The organism is Sutcliffiella horikoshii, from assembly GCF_019931755.1.
GTDB lineage: Bacteria > Bacillota > Bacilli > Bacillales > Bacillaceae_I > Sutcliffiella_A > Sutcliffiella_A horikoshii_E.
Genome location: NZ_CP082918.1, coordinates 3,584,106 through 3,597,736, shown reverse-complemented (window position 1 = coordinate 3,597,736; position 13,631 = coordinate 3,584,106). Strand labels below are relative to the sequence as shown.

The window sequence follows — 13,631 nt, the reverse complement described above, 5'->3', positions numbered from 1 at the left end:
ATGGATCTACTACCTTACGAAAAGCCAGAAGCAGAACAGGCGGTATTGGGCGCCATCTTGATACAAGGCGACCTCATCCAAGAAACGAAACTAGAAGCAGACCATTTTTATCAGAAGTCCCATCAAGCAATCTTCAATGCGATGGTATCTGTGGATAAGGCAAATAAAGCTGTGGATATGGTCACAGTGGTAACGGAATTAGGAACGTCTACAGAGGAAATTGGAGGGGTAAGTTACCTTTCCTCCCTAGCCGATTCAGTCCCGACAACAGCAAATTTCAGAGTGTATGAGCTAATGATTTTAGAGGCCTATCGCATTCGGAGAGCAAGAATGCTGGGGTCTAAGTTATCCGGCGTCTCGAGCGAAGAAGAAATGCCTAAAATTCTACAGGATCTTGGGAACTTACAAGATAGTAACGCAACCTCTAACCGTACCAAAACAGATATTCTGACAGAAATCTTCAAGGATATGAGCACGCCGCATGATGGAATGTCAGGAATAGATACCGGATTGAAAGATTTAAATGACATGACAGGAGGATGGCAGGGTGGAGATTTAATCATCATCGGAGCACGGCCGAGTATGGGTAAAACTGCTTTCGCACTCAAACTTGCCATGAGGAATTGTCATCACCATGGGGTATCCAATATTTTTTCCCTCGAGATGGGGGATAAGAGCTTGGTTCAAAGGATGCTATCGAGCATCTCTAACGTAAATCTGAAAAAGTGGAAAAATCCGTTCCATGACTTTACACCGGATGATCATAAAAAAATTGCCAGTGCCATAGGGACATATGAAAAATGGCAGATGAATATTCATGATAAACCGGGCATTACAGTTTATGAGATTAAGGCCGCGGTTAGAAAAGCAATTCGGGAGCAACCAGATAAGAAGCATCTTGTGATCATCGACTACCTGCAGCTCATGCAACCGGTCGGGAAATTCGAACGGCATGATCTGGCAATTGGGCATATGTCAAAAGAATTAAAGCAGATGGCGCGTGAATTCAATATCCCCGTAATCGTCCTGTCCCAGTTGAGCCGGGCTGTAGAAAACAGGCATGATAAACGCCCGATGATGTCTGATATACGTGAATCGGGAAGTGTCGAGCAGGATGCAGATATCATCGGTTTTCTATACCGTGACGATTATTATGATAAAGAATCAGAGAGCAAGAACATCACCGAAATCATCCTTGCCAAGCACCGGAACGGTCCAACAGGGACTGTCCAGGCAGCCTTCATCAAAGAATATGGTGTTTTTCTTAATCTGGATAGGAGGCTTCATGATCATCAATCATGAGAATCGATTAAGACAAGCTGTTAATTTGAAAAGAAGCTTTTTGATCAATAAGCTAAGTGGCCTGAATTACATCCGAACACCCGATGGCTGCTTGGTGAAAGACTTAACCCTAACCGAGTTGGAGCAGGTTTACGAAAATGAGAAAGCGAGGATGAAACATGACTAAAATTATCAATCTATCGGATTTTGCAGATGGTGCTGTAGCTGAAAGAGTGAACATCGAGTTGCAGAAGGCCCTGGAGAACCTTGCCGATCCAAATACGGATCCAAAGAAAGCGAGAACCATCACTGTAAAAATCACTATGAAAGGTGATGACAAACGAGACCTCGCCAATGTAACTGTCACTGCGAATACCAAACTAGCGCCGGCGAAAGATATTGAGACAAGGATTGTTCTAGATAGGGACGGCAGAGGAAAAGTAGTTGGTCAGGAATTGAAATCTGGAGCCAAAGGTCAAACATTTGTGGATGATGATGGAGATGTTTCATCTGACACAGGGGAAAAAATAATCAGCTTTAAAAAACAGGGAGGTAGTAATCAATGATTAAAGCAGCTATTGAGTACATTGTTGGTTTAGGCAATACAGAAGTATTTTACGAGAACGGACAGGCCCATTCTTCACAAATCTTATACAAGCTAGAAGCTCCAGTTGCAGCGAAATTGACCGTCCATAGTCTATCCGGTTTAGTATCTTATCTGAAATCCCATTTTGATAGTGATCAGACGCTTATGGTCCATGTGGAATCTCCAACGGAAGTGACGGTCTTCACCACTTTGAACGGTGACAGAAACCGAGAATATCTGATTAAAGCCAATGCGATGCTACCGCAATTTCATTTTGAAAACTGGTATGATCCAGAGACATTTATCATCAAACTACAATCTGGATTTGTCAGTAATGAGGATAAAGATATCATCCTGAAAGTGGTAGGGAACATCAAAGAAGAAGATGTAAAGACCTATGGGGACGATGGTATCAGTCAGTCTGTTACTGCCAAGGTAGGCGTTGCTACAGTAGGACAGGTGGAAGTTCCAAACCCGGTAGCATTAAAGCCTTACAGGACGTTTGTGGAAGTTCAACAACCGGAAAGTAATTTTGTATTCAGAATGAAAAATGGTCCAAGGTGCGCATTGTTTGAAGCAGATGGTGGTGCGTGGAAGTTAGAGGCTATGGGAAACATTAAGAGATATTTGAACTTGGAACTCTCTAGCGAAATAGAAGGTGGGAAAATAATCGTAATAGCTTAATAGAGTGAGAGGGGGCGGTGAAAGCTGCACCCTCTATCCAAAATGAGGTGAGCTAATGGTATTACATGTTGACAGAGTAAACCTTCACCAAGAGATGAAACGGAATTTTGTATTAGATCAGTTGCGCCAGAAAGGTGTCTTAGTAAGCCAATCTGGAACAGAGTTGGAAATGATGAGCTACCAAGAATTAAAGTATGAATTGGTCTTACTAGCCTTTAGGGAAATTGATGCAGATAAGGATGATAATAAATGGTTTTAAATTGGAGAAAGGGTAATTGGATTCAATTAACTTATATCCATCGCTCCGGTGATGAACGGGGTCTTTATGCTTTCATCGAAAGCTTAGAAGAGTTCCAAGCAGTTATGAAGAAATACAAAGTACTCTTTGAAGATATCATGGAGTTTTCTATGAACGGTAAAGCCTGCAGTGTCGAGCTCGTGCGATCTCTCTTCTTTGTAAGACCGGAATTGGTAGTAAAAGAGGAATAGCAATGTATGAATATACATGCCCTGAATGTGATCTATCAGAAATAGCAGCTGAGGTTATTCCATACAAACGGTGCGAGTGTTGTGGGGAAATAATGGAGGTAATTGAAGAATAGGTTGGACTAGACGTTATTATTTTTTGTTTTCCAATTGACCGAAACAGTGAGGGAGGGAAAAATGTTGAAAAACCAAAAAGAGGAACGTCTTGAAGCAATCAACAAACTGATCCAATTCATTTCAGAACGTGGTCGGAGGTTCTTTGAAACGAGGGGTAACTTGGCTTTTATGAAAATGAAAAACGGACGAATTTACTTTGTTGATGACTATACACAAAGGGAGATCCCCGTTATCAAAAGTTACTATGACTGGAAAGGGTTCAGTCATGGAGGGACATTGAGAGCGTTGGTGCTTGATTTTGCTGAGTATGTCCGTACTGGTAACTATACTAACGGAAATAACGGATATGGCGGATTATATTGTCGTCATTGGGGGCATAGCGAAGTAGTGCAACAAGAAATAATTGACTACGCAAAGCAAGTTGGGTTTTTGAAAAATTAACTACTGTATAGTTCCACCAAACAGCGAGAGAGGTGAGAATACGTGATTGGCAAAGTCGTCGAGTGGAAGATGACTCCTGAAGAGTTAGATGCATATAGAAGAAAGTATCCTCCTAAATCTGATCAAAAGAAGCTAAAGAAAAAAGTTGAAGCATTTTCAAACATCCACACTTATGGGAGTCGAAGCAAGAAAAAGTAATCATCCTCGCTTGTCCGGTCATACTACATTCGAGGTGATAATGAATGGATCTTGCTTTTAAAAGCCAAATTGTACATTTGAAATCCAAGGTTGTTAGCCTAGGGTTGAATGTTGAAGAGGATTGGCAGCAAATCAATTCTCCTGAAAAGTGGATGAAGGACATAAAGTATATCCTTCAGATGCTAGATGAAATGGAACCAAAATAAAAAAAGCCAGGACCACTCCTGACTAAACACCTAAAATTATTATAGCATGGGGTGGTCAAGGTGAGAAAGCAATTATCCTTTTTGATGCTGGAGCTTGATAGCGAGAAAACGAAAGAAGAGGTCGAAAAGACCCTAGGTGACTATCGATTGATGATGTTAACGCAGCCAGAAGAACAGCTTCCTAAAATCACACCACAGTACTCCTTAACTCCACCAACAAATACAAACGAGATTTCTTCGCCAACAGAGGATTTTGTAATTAGAAAAGTAGATAGAGAGAAGGCTATTCAAGATTTTATCCAAAAGGTACAGAAGGCAGTCAACCGTCTTTGCTTCATTGAAAGGGCCATCATTATTAAGGCCTACTTGGATGTAGAGAAGAAATACCACTATGAAGTCTACAATGACTTAGGATTAAGTGAAAGACACTACAACCGCCTGAAAAGTAGAGCCATCTACAATCTCGCCTTGGCATTGAAGGTGGAGGTCTATATCCAGAACGAGGTGGCCAAGTAATGAATTTCGTTCAACCTATACGGGACAGAGACCAGATACTAGCAATTAAGAAATACCTGAAGGAGAAAAATGAACGAAATTACATGCTTTTTGTTTTAGGGATTAATTCTGGATTGCGTATATCAGATATTTTGAAATTAAAAGTACGAGACGGGAGAAGACCTTATTTTAGCTTAAGGGAAACGAAGACAAGGAAGCAGAAACGCTTGGACTTTACTCCTCTGCTTAAAAGAGAACTAAGCAAGTACTGTGAAGGCAAAGAGGACTATGAGTATCTGTTTCCTAGTAGAAAAGGAGTGAATCAGCCTCTTGGAAGGAGTGCAGCATATAAAATCCTAAAAGATGCGGCACAACATGTAGGTCTTGAGGAAATTGGCACCCATACGTTAAGGAAGACGTTTGGTTATCACTTCTATAGACAAACAAAAGACACTGCCTTGCTCCAGGAGATATTTAATCATAGTGAGGCGAAAATCACACTTCGGTACATCGGAATCAACCAGGACAGTATCGATAAGGCTATGAAAAACTTTAATCTTTAGGACTATCTGCAAGTTTTATGGATAGTCTTTTTTCATGCGTTTTTATGGGGTTTTTCTGTCTTTAAAATGTTCAAAAAATAAAATTCCTTAAATTATTCTCTTCAAAAGGCGAATGTGTCATTCAAAACAGGGAAATCGACTCCAAATAAGTGTGCCAAAGGGTGGAGCTTTTAGACGAAAGTCACAGTTTATAGATTATGGGTAATTCACAAAATCACAAGAAGAATATAAAAATGGCAGACTTGTGGCAGATTAAAGGCAGAGCATTTCGGTTTTTAAGTGGTATTATGTTAGTAATGGAATACCTCGAAGAAGGCATCACTCGTTCAAAGAGTGGTGCCTTTTTACATTGGCAAAAGGGATGGGGAACAATGAAACTATCTGATCATTTGTCAGCAGAGAATAAACATAAACTCAACGTCCTTGGTAGAAGTAAACCTAAGAAGAAGACGGAAAAGGTTAACTGGCACGAGATCATGGGAAGTAACAGAGATACGTTCAAGAGAGTTAAGGGAGCTATAAGAAGAAAATAATTCAATTTAAAGGAGAGATATCATGATAGTAGAAACTCGTAAAACGGCAGCTGGCACTGAGTACTGGGACACTAAAGAAAAGAGAATTCGTTTTGTACCTAAAGGAAAGGAACCAAAGTTTGAAGTAACAGAGAATCCTAAGAGTATGATCCTAGGAGTAGATCTTGCAAGTGGACCTGACCGAACAATTGTCAGACCGATGAACACACCACTTGATGAAATGACTGTTGCCCAGTTGAAAGAATACGCTGCATCTAATGAATGGGAGCTTCCCAGTGATATGAAAAAGAAAGAGGATATCATCCACTACTTGCAAAACAAGTTAGATGATGTGGAGTGAAGTATTGTGACTTCAATGGTTGCGGGACAAAGATAGAGCGTGGCGCTTACTGCGATGACCATAAACGGTCTCACAAATCATCTCTAAAGAAACGGAAGAAGAAGGACATCTACCATCATGACAATAAGAAGTTCTATAATTCAAAGCCTTGGAAAAACATGAGGTCCTTTATCTACGAGAGAGAACGCGGCTGCTGTCAGAAGTGTGGAAGGTTTGTATTCGGCAGGAAGGCTCATGTCCATCATGAGATACCAATCAAAGATGATCCAACATTAAAGCTAGAAGAAAATAATTTGAAACTATTGTGTCCTACTTGTCATACAGAAGAAGAGAACAAAGAAAAAAAAGATAAAGTATTTCCGAGTTATTTTGGATAACCCCCCCTACCCAAATACATTTTTTCCATTATAGGGAAGATAGGTAGCAAGGGTTCTAAACGTACCGTTAGACAAACTTTCAAAAACAAAGGGGGGTGTGAAAAATAGCCACCAAAAAAGAACGTCAAAGAATTGTCTTGGAAAAAACGGCAGCAGAAAAACAACGGGTGTTAAAAGTCATGAGGGACGCTGATATTTACACCCTCACTTTGGATCCATTAATAGAGTCATATCTAGATATTTTTGAAGTTTACCAAACAATGTATATTCATTGGAAAGAAAAGGGGTTTCCTGTCACACAAAGATATACCAACAAGGCAGGGGCAACGAACAATTCTAAGCATCCTTTAGCGCAACAAGTGGAGACTTGGGCAGATAAAAAGACCAAGGCCCTCGATTTGCTAGGACTTACAAACAAATCTAAGGTTGGCAAAACAGTAACTGGAGGTTCTTCTGTTTGGAAGAACGAAGAAATGGAGAAACCAAACCAGGTTGAGAATGAATTGGAAGCTCATCGAAACAAGTGGAGAAACAAAGCGTAACGATCCCGGAGGTGAGGGGTTTATGTGATAGAACGTGGCAAAAATTACGCGGAGAAATTTGCAAAACAAGTAAAGAGAAATCCCAAGAAATACCCTGACACCATAAAGCTGATGGTTACTAGGTATTATAAATGGAAAAAGCGAAAGGATATCTGGTTTGATGTAGATCGTGCCAACGAAATGATGGATTGGGTAGAAACATTTGTCCGCCATACTAAAGGTGACTTGGCCGGCCAGCCATTTATTCTAGAAGATTGGGAAAAGTTTGCGTATTCTTGGATATATGGATGGATGCGCAAAAACGAAAAAGGTAAAACAGTAAGGGTCACTAGAGAATGTTACATTCAAGTCCCTAAAAAAAATGGGAAAACATTGATAGCGGTTGGAGCATTAGGTTTTTCCATGTATGGTGAGGGAGTATTAAGTGCGGATTGTTATTGTTGTGCTAGTGATTTTCAACAAGCACAATATGCAGCAAAGCCATTCGCAGCAACCATATTGAATCATGACGCGTTAATGGAAAACTCCCATATATATAAAGGGCCTAAAGGGACTGTTTCATCTGTTGTTTATGAGTACATGCAGGATAACTTGGCCTATCAAAATCAATTCATCGTAATGAGCAAAAATATACAAAGTATTGAGGGGTCCAATCCACACTTTGTCCTTAATGATGAATTGCATAAGCAGGAAAATATGGATCAGTACGATAACTTTAAATCTGCTCAAATTGCCAGAGATGAACCTATCATGTTTAACATAAGTACAGCAGGTAAGGGGTCCTCCAGTGTCGGTATGCGAGTATATAGAGAAGCGAAGGAAGTATTAAAGAACGATGATGATGATTCAAACTTCGTAATGATCTATGAACCGAACAAAGGATATGACTGGACAGACCGTAAAGTATGGGCAATGGTAAATCCTAATATAGGAGTTTCTGTAACGATGTCCGCATTGGAGACCCAATTCATATCGGCAAACCGTTCAGCTCACAAAAAAGCAGAGTTTCTATCCAAACATTTAAATGTTTTCGTAAATGGCGCAGATAACTTTTTCGAACAGGATCAAGTGCAACATATACTTGTGGATGACCTAGGTGATTTACAAGGAGAAAGATGTTACCTAGGACTAGATTTATCAAAGACAACGGACTTAACATGTGTCAGTTTGAATTTTCCTACCCATGACGAAAATGGGAAGTCCATATTAAAGGTAAAGCAAATGTATTTCATTCCTAATGCTGATATTGAATCAAGGGAAAAAGAAGATAATGTTCCATATACAGATTTAGTAGAACGAGGATTCGTCCAGTTGTGTGATGGTAAAATGATTGACCAAGACCAGGTCATGAATTTCATAGTTGAATGCATGGATCTTTATGATGTGCAGCAGCTTAATTACGATCCAGCAATGTCTCAAAAGCTTATCGAGAAATGCGAGAATCTAGGTATTGAATGTATAGTTGTAAATCAGTACCCGAATGTTATGAATGCAATGATCGATGATGCAGAGAGACTAATTTATGAAAAGCGCATATTAACAGACAATCCATTGTTCATCTATTGCGCCCTTAACCTTGTAGTTGTTACCAACATAAATGGAATGAAAGGCCCTAGTAAACGACAGTCAAAGAAGAAGATTGACGGATTTGTTGCCTTTCTGGTAGCCCATAAAGAAACTATGACGGCAATGGACGATGTAGATGAAAATGGTATGGATGAATTAATAAGCACTATCTATAGATAGGAGGTGGTAAATTGGGTTTAAGGGACAGGTTTTCAAATTTTTTATATCGACAGATGGAGAAACGAGGTTGGTTTGAGGATATTTACTCTCATACCGTCAATTATGGTAGCCATTATATAAATGATGAAAACATCTTAGAATCAAGTGATGTTTACGAGCTAATGCAAGATATTAGTAATCAAATCATGCTGGCGGACATTGTGCTAGAGGATAAGGATGGAAATGAAATAAACGACCACCCATCCATAAAGTCACTAAAAAATCCCAACAGTTATCTGACAGGCTCTGAATTTATTAAGCTTATGACAAACACTTATTTGTTGGAAGGTGAGGTATTTCCCCTTCTAAACAATAAAGAATTGCACTTGCCAGCCAATGTTCAATGTGAAATCACCAATTTAAAACAACGCTTTAAGATAAATGGGGTAGAGATTCCATCCGAAATGATCAGACAGGTAAAAAACGTAGGGACTAATCACCTAAGAGGAGTGGGACTAAAAACGTTAGGCAAAGACACACTGGAAGGTGTAATGAATGCCGAGAAGGTATTGACGGATAAGTATAAGAAAGGTGGATTCCTTGCCTTCTTGCTTAAGCTAGATGCTCACATCAACCCGCAAAATGCTGCTCAGTCAAAGCTTATAAATGCAATATTAGATCAATTAGAAGCAATTGATGAGTCCAGAACAGTAAAACTCATACCACTAGGTAAAGGGTACGACATTGATACGTTAAAAAGCCCGATAGAAGATGATAAAATATTAGCTTACTTGAATGTTTACAAAAAGGATCTAGGTAAGTTTCTGGGGATTAATGTTGATACTTATACCGCACTCATGAAAAGTGATTTAGAAAAAGCTATGATGTACTTGCATAATAAAGCGGTACGTCCAATAATGAAAAACTTTGAAGACCATCTGAGTCTTCTTTTTTTAGGTTCAAATTCCGATAAGCGATTAAAATTCAAAATAAACATTCTTGATTTTGTCACCTATAGTACCAAAACAAATATTGGGTACAACATCGTACGTACTGGAATCACCTCACCGGATAACGTTGCTGACATGCTTGGTTTTCCTAAGCAGAATACACCTGAAACACAAGCAATTTACATCTCTAACGACCTATCAAAAATTGGCGAGAAAAAAGCGACTGATGATAGTTTGAAGGGAGGTGATGAAGGTGAGAAAGAAACGGGAGACGAGGACAGTTAATATCACCAACCTTCAAACCCGAGATGGACAAAATAAAGAGTCTCATGTAATTAGCGGTTATGCTGCTGTTTTTAATTCAAGAACAAGCATTGGGAATTATTTCGATGAAATCATTGCACCGGGTGCTTTTTCACGTTCACTTTCCGATGGGGATATTAGAGCGTTGATTAATCACGATTGGAGTAATGTAATTGGTAGAACCAAAAGCGGAACCCTTCGTTTAGAAGAGGATAGTCGTGGGCTAAAGTTTGAAGTTGAATTGCCTAATACATCTGTTGCTCGTGACCTTGTGGAATCAATGGAACGAGGAGATATTGACCAATGCTCTTTTGGTTTTTGGGTGGATGAAGGAAAAGAAACTTGGGACTATTCAGTAGAGCCTGCTTTAAGGACACTAGTTGAAGTAGAGCTTTATGAGATTTCAGTAGTAAGTTTGCCTGCATATGAAGATACAGAAGTGTCACTTGTGCGAAGTAAGGAAATTGGCAAACAGGTTGAAAAACGCTTGGCGATAATAAAAAAAATTGATAAGACATTGGGGGTAACAAAATGAAAACACGCAAATTATTACTAGCATTACAAAAACGCAACAATGCTCGTTTAACTGAATTACGCACTAAGCTTGAAAAAGGTGAAGTACGGGAGGAAGAATTAGAAGCTGTACAAACCGAAGTAGACGATCTCACGGAAGAAGCACAAGAGATTGCTGATGAACTAGCAAACCTTGATGACAGTGGAGATGGTGAAGAAACTGGATCCGATGAAGGTGATAATGATTCAGGTGATGAGGAAGAGGATGACGATGGTGAAGAAGATGAAGGTGGCGAACAGCGTGGAGCAGGCATTTCACCTGAGCAACGCAACAAAATCATGAGCCAAATTGGCAAAGGACTTTCTAGTCGTGGACACAAGTCAACAAAGACCAAAGAGAAAGAGATTCGTTCTGCATTTGCTAACTTTGTAGTTGGTAAAATCACTGAAACTGAGGCGCGTTCACTTGGTGTGGAAGTAGGTAATGGTTCCGTAACTATCCCTGAAGTCATTGCTTCTGAAATCATTACTTATGCTCAGGAAGAAAACTTGTTGCGTAAATATGGATCACGCCATAAGACAAAGGGCAACGTTAAGTACCCTGTACTCGTCAAGAAGGCAGATGCTAATGTAACAAAAACTGAACGTACTACTGATATCCCTGAAACAGATATCGAATTCGACGAGATTCTTCTTGATCCAGCTGAGTTCGATGCACTGGCAACTGTTACGAAGAAGTTGCTCAAAATGTCTGGTGCTCCAGTAGAGCAAATTGTTATTGATGAATTGAAGAAAGCATATGTACGTAAAGAAACTAACTATATGTTTAACGGTAACGATGTCGGCAATGAAAACCCTGGTGCACTTGCAAAGAAAGCTGTTGCTTATTACGAATCAACGCCAGTGGATATTACCGCAGCTGATTACTCACAAAAACTTCATCAAGAATTAGTTAAGATGAAAGGTCAACCAGTTACGGAAGTCCTTAAAAAGTCTATGTGGATTATCAACCGTGCAGCTTTGACTGCCTTAGAAGGAATGACTGACACTACTGGACGTCCGCTTTTACGAGAAGCAACTGACGGTATTGGGTATAAATTACTCGGCCACAAAGTAGATTTTACAGATGCTGCAAACGGCACTGATCCTTCCAAAGCAATTTTTTACTTTGGTGATATCAAAACGTTCCACGTTCAGGACGTAATTGGTTCTATGGAGTTACAGAAGCTTGTTGAGAAATATGCTGGTACAAATAAAGTAGGTTTCCAGATTTATAACCTACTGGATGGTCAATTGATTTATTCTCCGTTCGAACCATCTGTTTATCGTTATGAAGTGGGAGCAACTGAGCCTGTTGGAGGCTAATTAAATGGACATTCTTACTGATAAACTAAAATCACATATTCACTGGGAAGAGGGCATGGATGATTCCATGCTCCCTTTTTATGTTGCGCGTGCAAGAAAGTATGTGAAAAAGGCAACTGGTAAAGAGGACGAGTGGCTTGTAATCATGGTCGCAAGTATTTTCTATGACTATCGTGTTTCTGAAAAAGAACTACAGCAAGCTCTTGACGCTTTGACACCATTTTTTATCCAGGAGGTGTTTGAAGATGACGAAGAGACAGGCGAACAAACTTAAATGGAATGCAGATTTATTAAAACTCGGGGAAACGGTTGATCCTGACACTGACCGAGTGGTATTAGGGTACATGAAAATTCGGGATTTGAAATACAACAATATCGGTGTAACTGCAACGGACAAATTCACAACTAGGGACACCAGTGAAATTATGAAAAAGATAGAAACTCGTCTTGATCGCGAAGTTGAAAATGACCAGGAATCTTACCGGGTGAAAATCAAAGAACGAATTTTTAATATAGAAAGAGCCTATGTGCGTGAAGATGACCGCATAATGGAGTTGAGTTTATCGTATGTCAGTTAGTTTTCAACAACTGAGGTCCATTTTAAAAGAGTCTGGCCTTCCTGTTTTTCGTGACGAGCCTGCTTCTTCAGTTACGTACCCATATGTTGTCTATGAATTCGTAAATGAGACGCACAAAAGAGCCTCCTCTAGGGTGTTAAAGTCGTTACCTATGTATCAGATATCCGTTATCACAAACGGCGTAGAAACGGATTACGAGCCCTTGAAAAATGCGTTAAATAGTTATGGTGTTTCCTTTAGTCAGTTTGAGGGATTACCTTATGACGAAAATGATGATACAATCACTCAATTTATCACTTATGTCAGGTGTGTTAACTAATGTCAGCCAACAATAATGGTTTTGAAGAGGCTATTAGGGAAATAAATACACTTTTAAAAGTAAATAAAACTGTTGAAAAAAACGTTCTAGAAGAAGCAGCGGAATATTTTGTAGAAAAACTTAGGCCCCGCATAAAGAAATCTAATTTAAATAAAAAACATCTAAGGGATAGCTTGAAAGTTGTAGTTAAAAACGATCGTGTTTCCGTAGAATTTGAAGACGGAGCATTCTATTGGCACATGGTTGAACATGGTCATAAAAAAGCAAACGGTCGCGGAAGGGTGAAAGGACAACACTTTGTCCAGAACACATTTGATGCAGAAGGCGATAAGATAGCAGACATCATGGCTAATAAAATAATAAAGAAAATGGGAGGATAATTATTCATGACAAAAGCAAAAGAAATGCTTTATCCGGTGGGGGTAGAAAATTTATTTATTGCCTTTATGACCGGAGGAAAAGATTCAGCTGGCGAGCTACCTACCTATGACATCGAAATGTATGAACTGCCAACAATTGAAACCATTGGAATCGCAGGGGCGCCAGCTACTGTCCGGAAATGGGCTAGTAATAAAATTTTTGTAAGTGCGACAAAGAATAATCAGTACACACTTACTCTAGATCATACATCCTTACCTGTTGAGGTTAAAGATAAGATGCACGGAAAGACACCAGTGAATGGGGTGGTTTTCGACTCTTCAAACTTAACGGAGTACCCTTATTTTGCGATTGGCTTTATCGCACCATTGAATGATGGTAGTAAGATGGCTAGGTGGTTCCCTCGGGTCCAAGTCACAACAGATGACGAATCATATACAACAACAAACGATGAGGCGACGATTCCGACTCAACAAATTGTAATGACTGCTACTCCACTTCTATTTAACGCAAACACTAAAGTTGACTTTAATTCTGCTAGAACAACAGCTGAAGGTATAAAAGCAGAAGACTTTATGGCTCAAGTAATTTGTGACGAATCTCAGCTGGCAAGTCTGGTACCCGACACAGGTGGAACGGGGGCATAATTAA

Annotated in this window: 24 protein-coding genes; all 24 read left to right on the top strand. The window is 39.6% G+C overall.

Going from position 1 to position 13,631, the window contains the following annotated elements; translation table 11 throughout:
* The 24 genes from dnaB (at position 1) to K7887_RS18430 (ending at position 13,627) form a co-directional block, all read left to right on the top strand.
* The gene (dnaB, locus tag K7887_RS18545; RefSeq protein WP_223491111.1) at positions 1–1,302 is read left to right on the top strand and encodes a replicative DNA helicase; all 1,302 of its coding nucleotides are present in this window, start codon (positions 1–3) and stop codon (positions 1,300–1,302) included.
* Positions 1,286–1,468 (top strand): hypothetical protein, encoded by a 183-nt coding sequence (locus tag K7887_RS18540; RefSeq protein WP_223491110.1) that lies wholly within the window; start codon positions 1,286–1,288, stop codon positions 1,466–1,468. Before dnaB ends, K7887_RS18540 begins: the two co-directional genes overlap by 17 nt.
* Positions 1,461–1,847, top strand: a complete 387-nt coding sequence (locus K7887_RS18535) for a replication terminator protein (RefSeq protein ID WP_223491109.1) — start codon at positions 1,461–1,463, stop codon at positions 1,845–1,847. The genes K7887_RS18540 and K7887_RS18535 overlap by 8 nt, the downstream gene beginning before the upstream one ends.
* Entirely contained in the window at positions 1,844–2,551 is a 708-nt protein-coding gene (locus K7887_RS18530) for a hypothetical protein (RefSeq protein ID WP_223491108.1), read from the top strand. The genes K7887_RS18535 and K7887_RS18530 overlap by 4 nt, the downstream gene beginning before the upstream one ends.
* A 55-nt stretch (positions 2,552–2,606) precedes the next feature.
* The gene (locus K7887_RS18525; RefSeq protein WP_223491107.1) at positions 2,607–2,810 is read left to right on the top strand and encodes a hypothetical protein; all 204 of its coding nucleotides are present in this window, start codon (positions 2,607–2,609) and stop codon (positions 2,808–2,810) included.
* A complete protein-coding gene (locus K7887_RS18520; RefSeq protein ID WP_223491106.1) occupies positions 2,801–3,040 on the top strand; it encodes a hypothetical protein in 240 nt (79 codons plus the stop codon). The genes K7887_RS18525 and K7887_RS18520 overlap by 10 nt, the downstream gene beginning before the upstream one ends.
* Positions 3,041–3,214: 174 nt before the next feature.
* Positions 3,215–3,595, top strand: a complete 381-nt coding sequence (locus K7887_RS18515; RefSeq protein ID WP_223491105.1) for a hypothetical protein — start codon at positions 3,215–3,217, stop codon at positions 3,593–3,595.
* Positions 3,596–3,637: 42 nt separating this feature from the next.
* Complete coding sequence (locus tag K7887_RS18510) at positions 3,638–3,793, top strand: hypothetical protein (protein WP_223491104.1); 156 nt, start codon at positions 3,638–3,640, stop codon at positions 3,791–3,793.
* 44 nt (positions 3,794–3,837) lie between these two features.
* A complete protein-coding gene (locus K7887_RS18505) occupies positions 3,838–3,999 on the top strand; it encodes a hypothetical protein (protein WP_223491103.1) in 162 nt (53 codons plus the stop codon).
* A gap of 60 nt (positions 4,000–4,059) precedes the next feature.
* On the top strand, positions 4,060–4,515 hold the full coding sequence (locus K7887_RS18500; RefSeq protein ID WP_223491102.1) for an ArpU family phage packaging/lysis transcriptional regulator: 456 nt from the start codon (positions 4,060–4,062) through the stop codon (positions 4,513–4,515).
* Positions 4,515–5,057 carry a site-specific integrase gene (locus K7887_RS18495; RefSeq protein ID WP_223491101.1) on the top strand — a complete coding sequence of 181 codons (543 nt, stop codon included), beginning with the start codon at positions 4,515–4,517 and terminating at the stop codon, positions 5,055–5,057. The genes K7887_RS18500 and K7887_RS18495 overlap by 1 nt, the downstream gene beginning before the upstream one ends.
* A gap of 233 nt (positions 5,058–5,290) precedes the next feature.
* Positions 5,291–5,590: a hypothetical protein gene (locus K7887_RS18490; protein ID WP_223491100.1), complete on the top strand. Its 300-nt coding sequence runs from the start codon at positions 5,291–5,293 to the stop codon at positions 5,588–5,590.
* 22 nt (positions 5,591–5,612) lie between these two features.
* Complete coding sequence (locus K7887_RS18485; protein WP_223491099.1) at positions 5,613–5,930, top strand: hypothetical protein; 318 nt, start codon at positions 5,613–5,615, stop codon at positions 5,928–5,930.
* Positions 5,927–6,307 (top strand): HNH endonuclease, encoded by a 381-nt coding sequence (locus K7887_RS18480; RefSeq protein WP_223491098.1) that lies wholly within the window; start codon positions 5,927–5,929, stop codon positions 6,305–6,307. Before K7887_RS18485 ends, K7887_RS18480 begins: the two co-directional genes overlap by 4 nt.
* A 104-nt stretch (positions 6,308–6,411) precedes the next feature.
* Entirely contained in the window at positions 6,412–6,849 is a 438-nt protein-coding gene (locus K7887_RS18475) for a P27 family phage terminase small subunit (protein WP_223493700.1), read from the top strand.
* 24 nt (positions 6,850–6,873) lie between these two features.
* Entirely contained in the window at positions 6,874–8,595 is a 1,722-nt protein-coding gene (locus tag K7887_RS18470; RefSeq protein ID WP_223491097.1) for a terminase large subunit, read from the top strand.
* An 11-nt stretch (positions 8,596–8,606) separates the two neighbouring features.
* Entirely contained in the window at positions 8,607–9,809 is a 1,203-nt protein-coding gene (locus K7887_RS18465; RefSeq protein ID WP_223491096.1) for a phage portal protein, read from the top strand.
* Entirely contained in the window at positions 9,778–10,362 is a 585-nt protein-coding gene (locus K7887_RS18460) for an HK97 family phage prohead protease (RefSeq protein WP_223491095.1), read from the top strand. Before K7887_RS18465 ends, K7887_RS18460 begins: the two co-directional genes overlap by 32 nt.
* Positions 10,359–11,705 carry a phage major capsid protein gene (locus K7887_RS18455; protein WP_223491094.1) on the top strand — a complete coding sequence of 449 codons (1,347 nt, stop codon included), beginning with the start codon at positions 10,359–10,361 and terminating at the stop codon, positions 11,703–11,705. Before K7887_RS18460 ends, K7887_RS18455 begins: the two co-directional genes overlap by 4 nt.
* A gap of 4 nt (positions 11,706–11,709) precedes the next feature.
* Positions 11,710–11,979: a head-tail connector protein gene (locus K7887_RS18450; RefSeq protein ID WP_223491093.1), complete on the top strand. Its 270-nt coding sequence runs from the start codon at positions 11,710–11,712 to the stop codon at positions 11,977–11,979.
* Positions 11,951–12,283 carry a hypothetical protein gene (locus K7887_RS18445; RefSeq protein ID WP_223491092.1) on the top strand — a complete coding sequence of 111 codons (333 nt, stop codon included), beginning with the start codon at positions 11,951–11,953 and terminating at the stop codon, positions 12,281–12,283. The genes K7887_RS18450 and K7887_RS18445 overlap by 29 nt, the downstream gene beginning before the upstream one ends.
* Positions 12,273–12,602 (top strand): hypothetical protein, encoded by a 330-nt coding sequence (locus K7887_RS18440; RefSeq protein ID WP_223491091.1) that lies wholly within the window; start codon positions 12,273–12,275, stop codon positions 12,600–12,602. Before K7887_RS18445 ends, K7887_RS18440 begins: the two co-directional genes overlap by 11 nt.
* Complete coding sequence (locus tag K7887_RS18435; RefSeq protein ID WP_223491090.1) at positions 12,602–12,982, top strand: HK97-gp10 family putative phage morphogenesis protein; 381 nt, start codon at positions 12,602–12,604, stop codon at positions 12,980–12,982. Before K7887_RS18440 ends, K7887_RS18435 begins: the two co-directional genes overlap by 1 nt.
* 6 nt (positions 12,983–12,988) lie before the next feature.
* Positions 12,989–13,627: a major tail protein gene (locus K7887_RS18430; protein WP_223491089.1), complete on the top strand. Its 639-nt coding sequence runs from the start codon at positions 12,989–12,991 to the stop codon at positions 13,625–13,627.
* Positions 13,628–13,631: the final 4 nt, after the last annotated feature.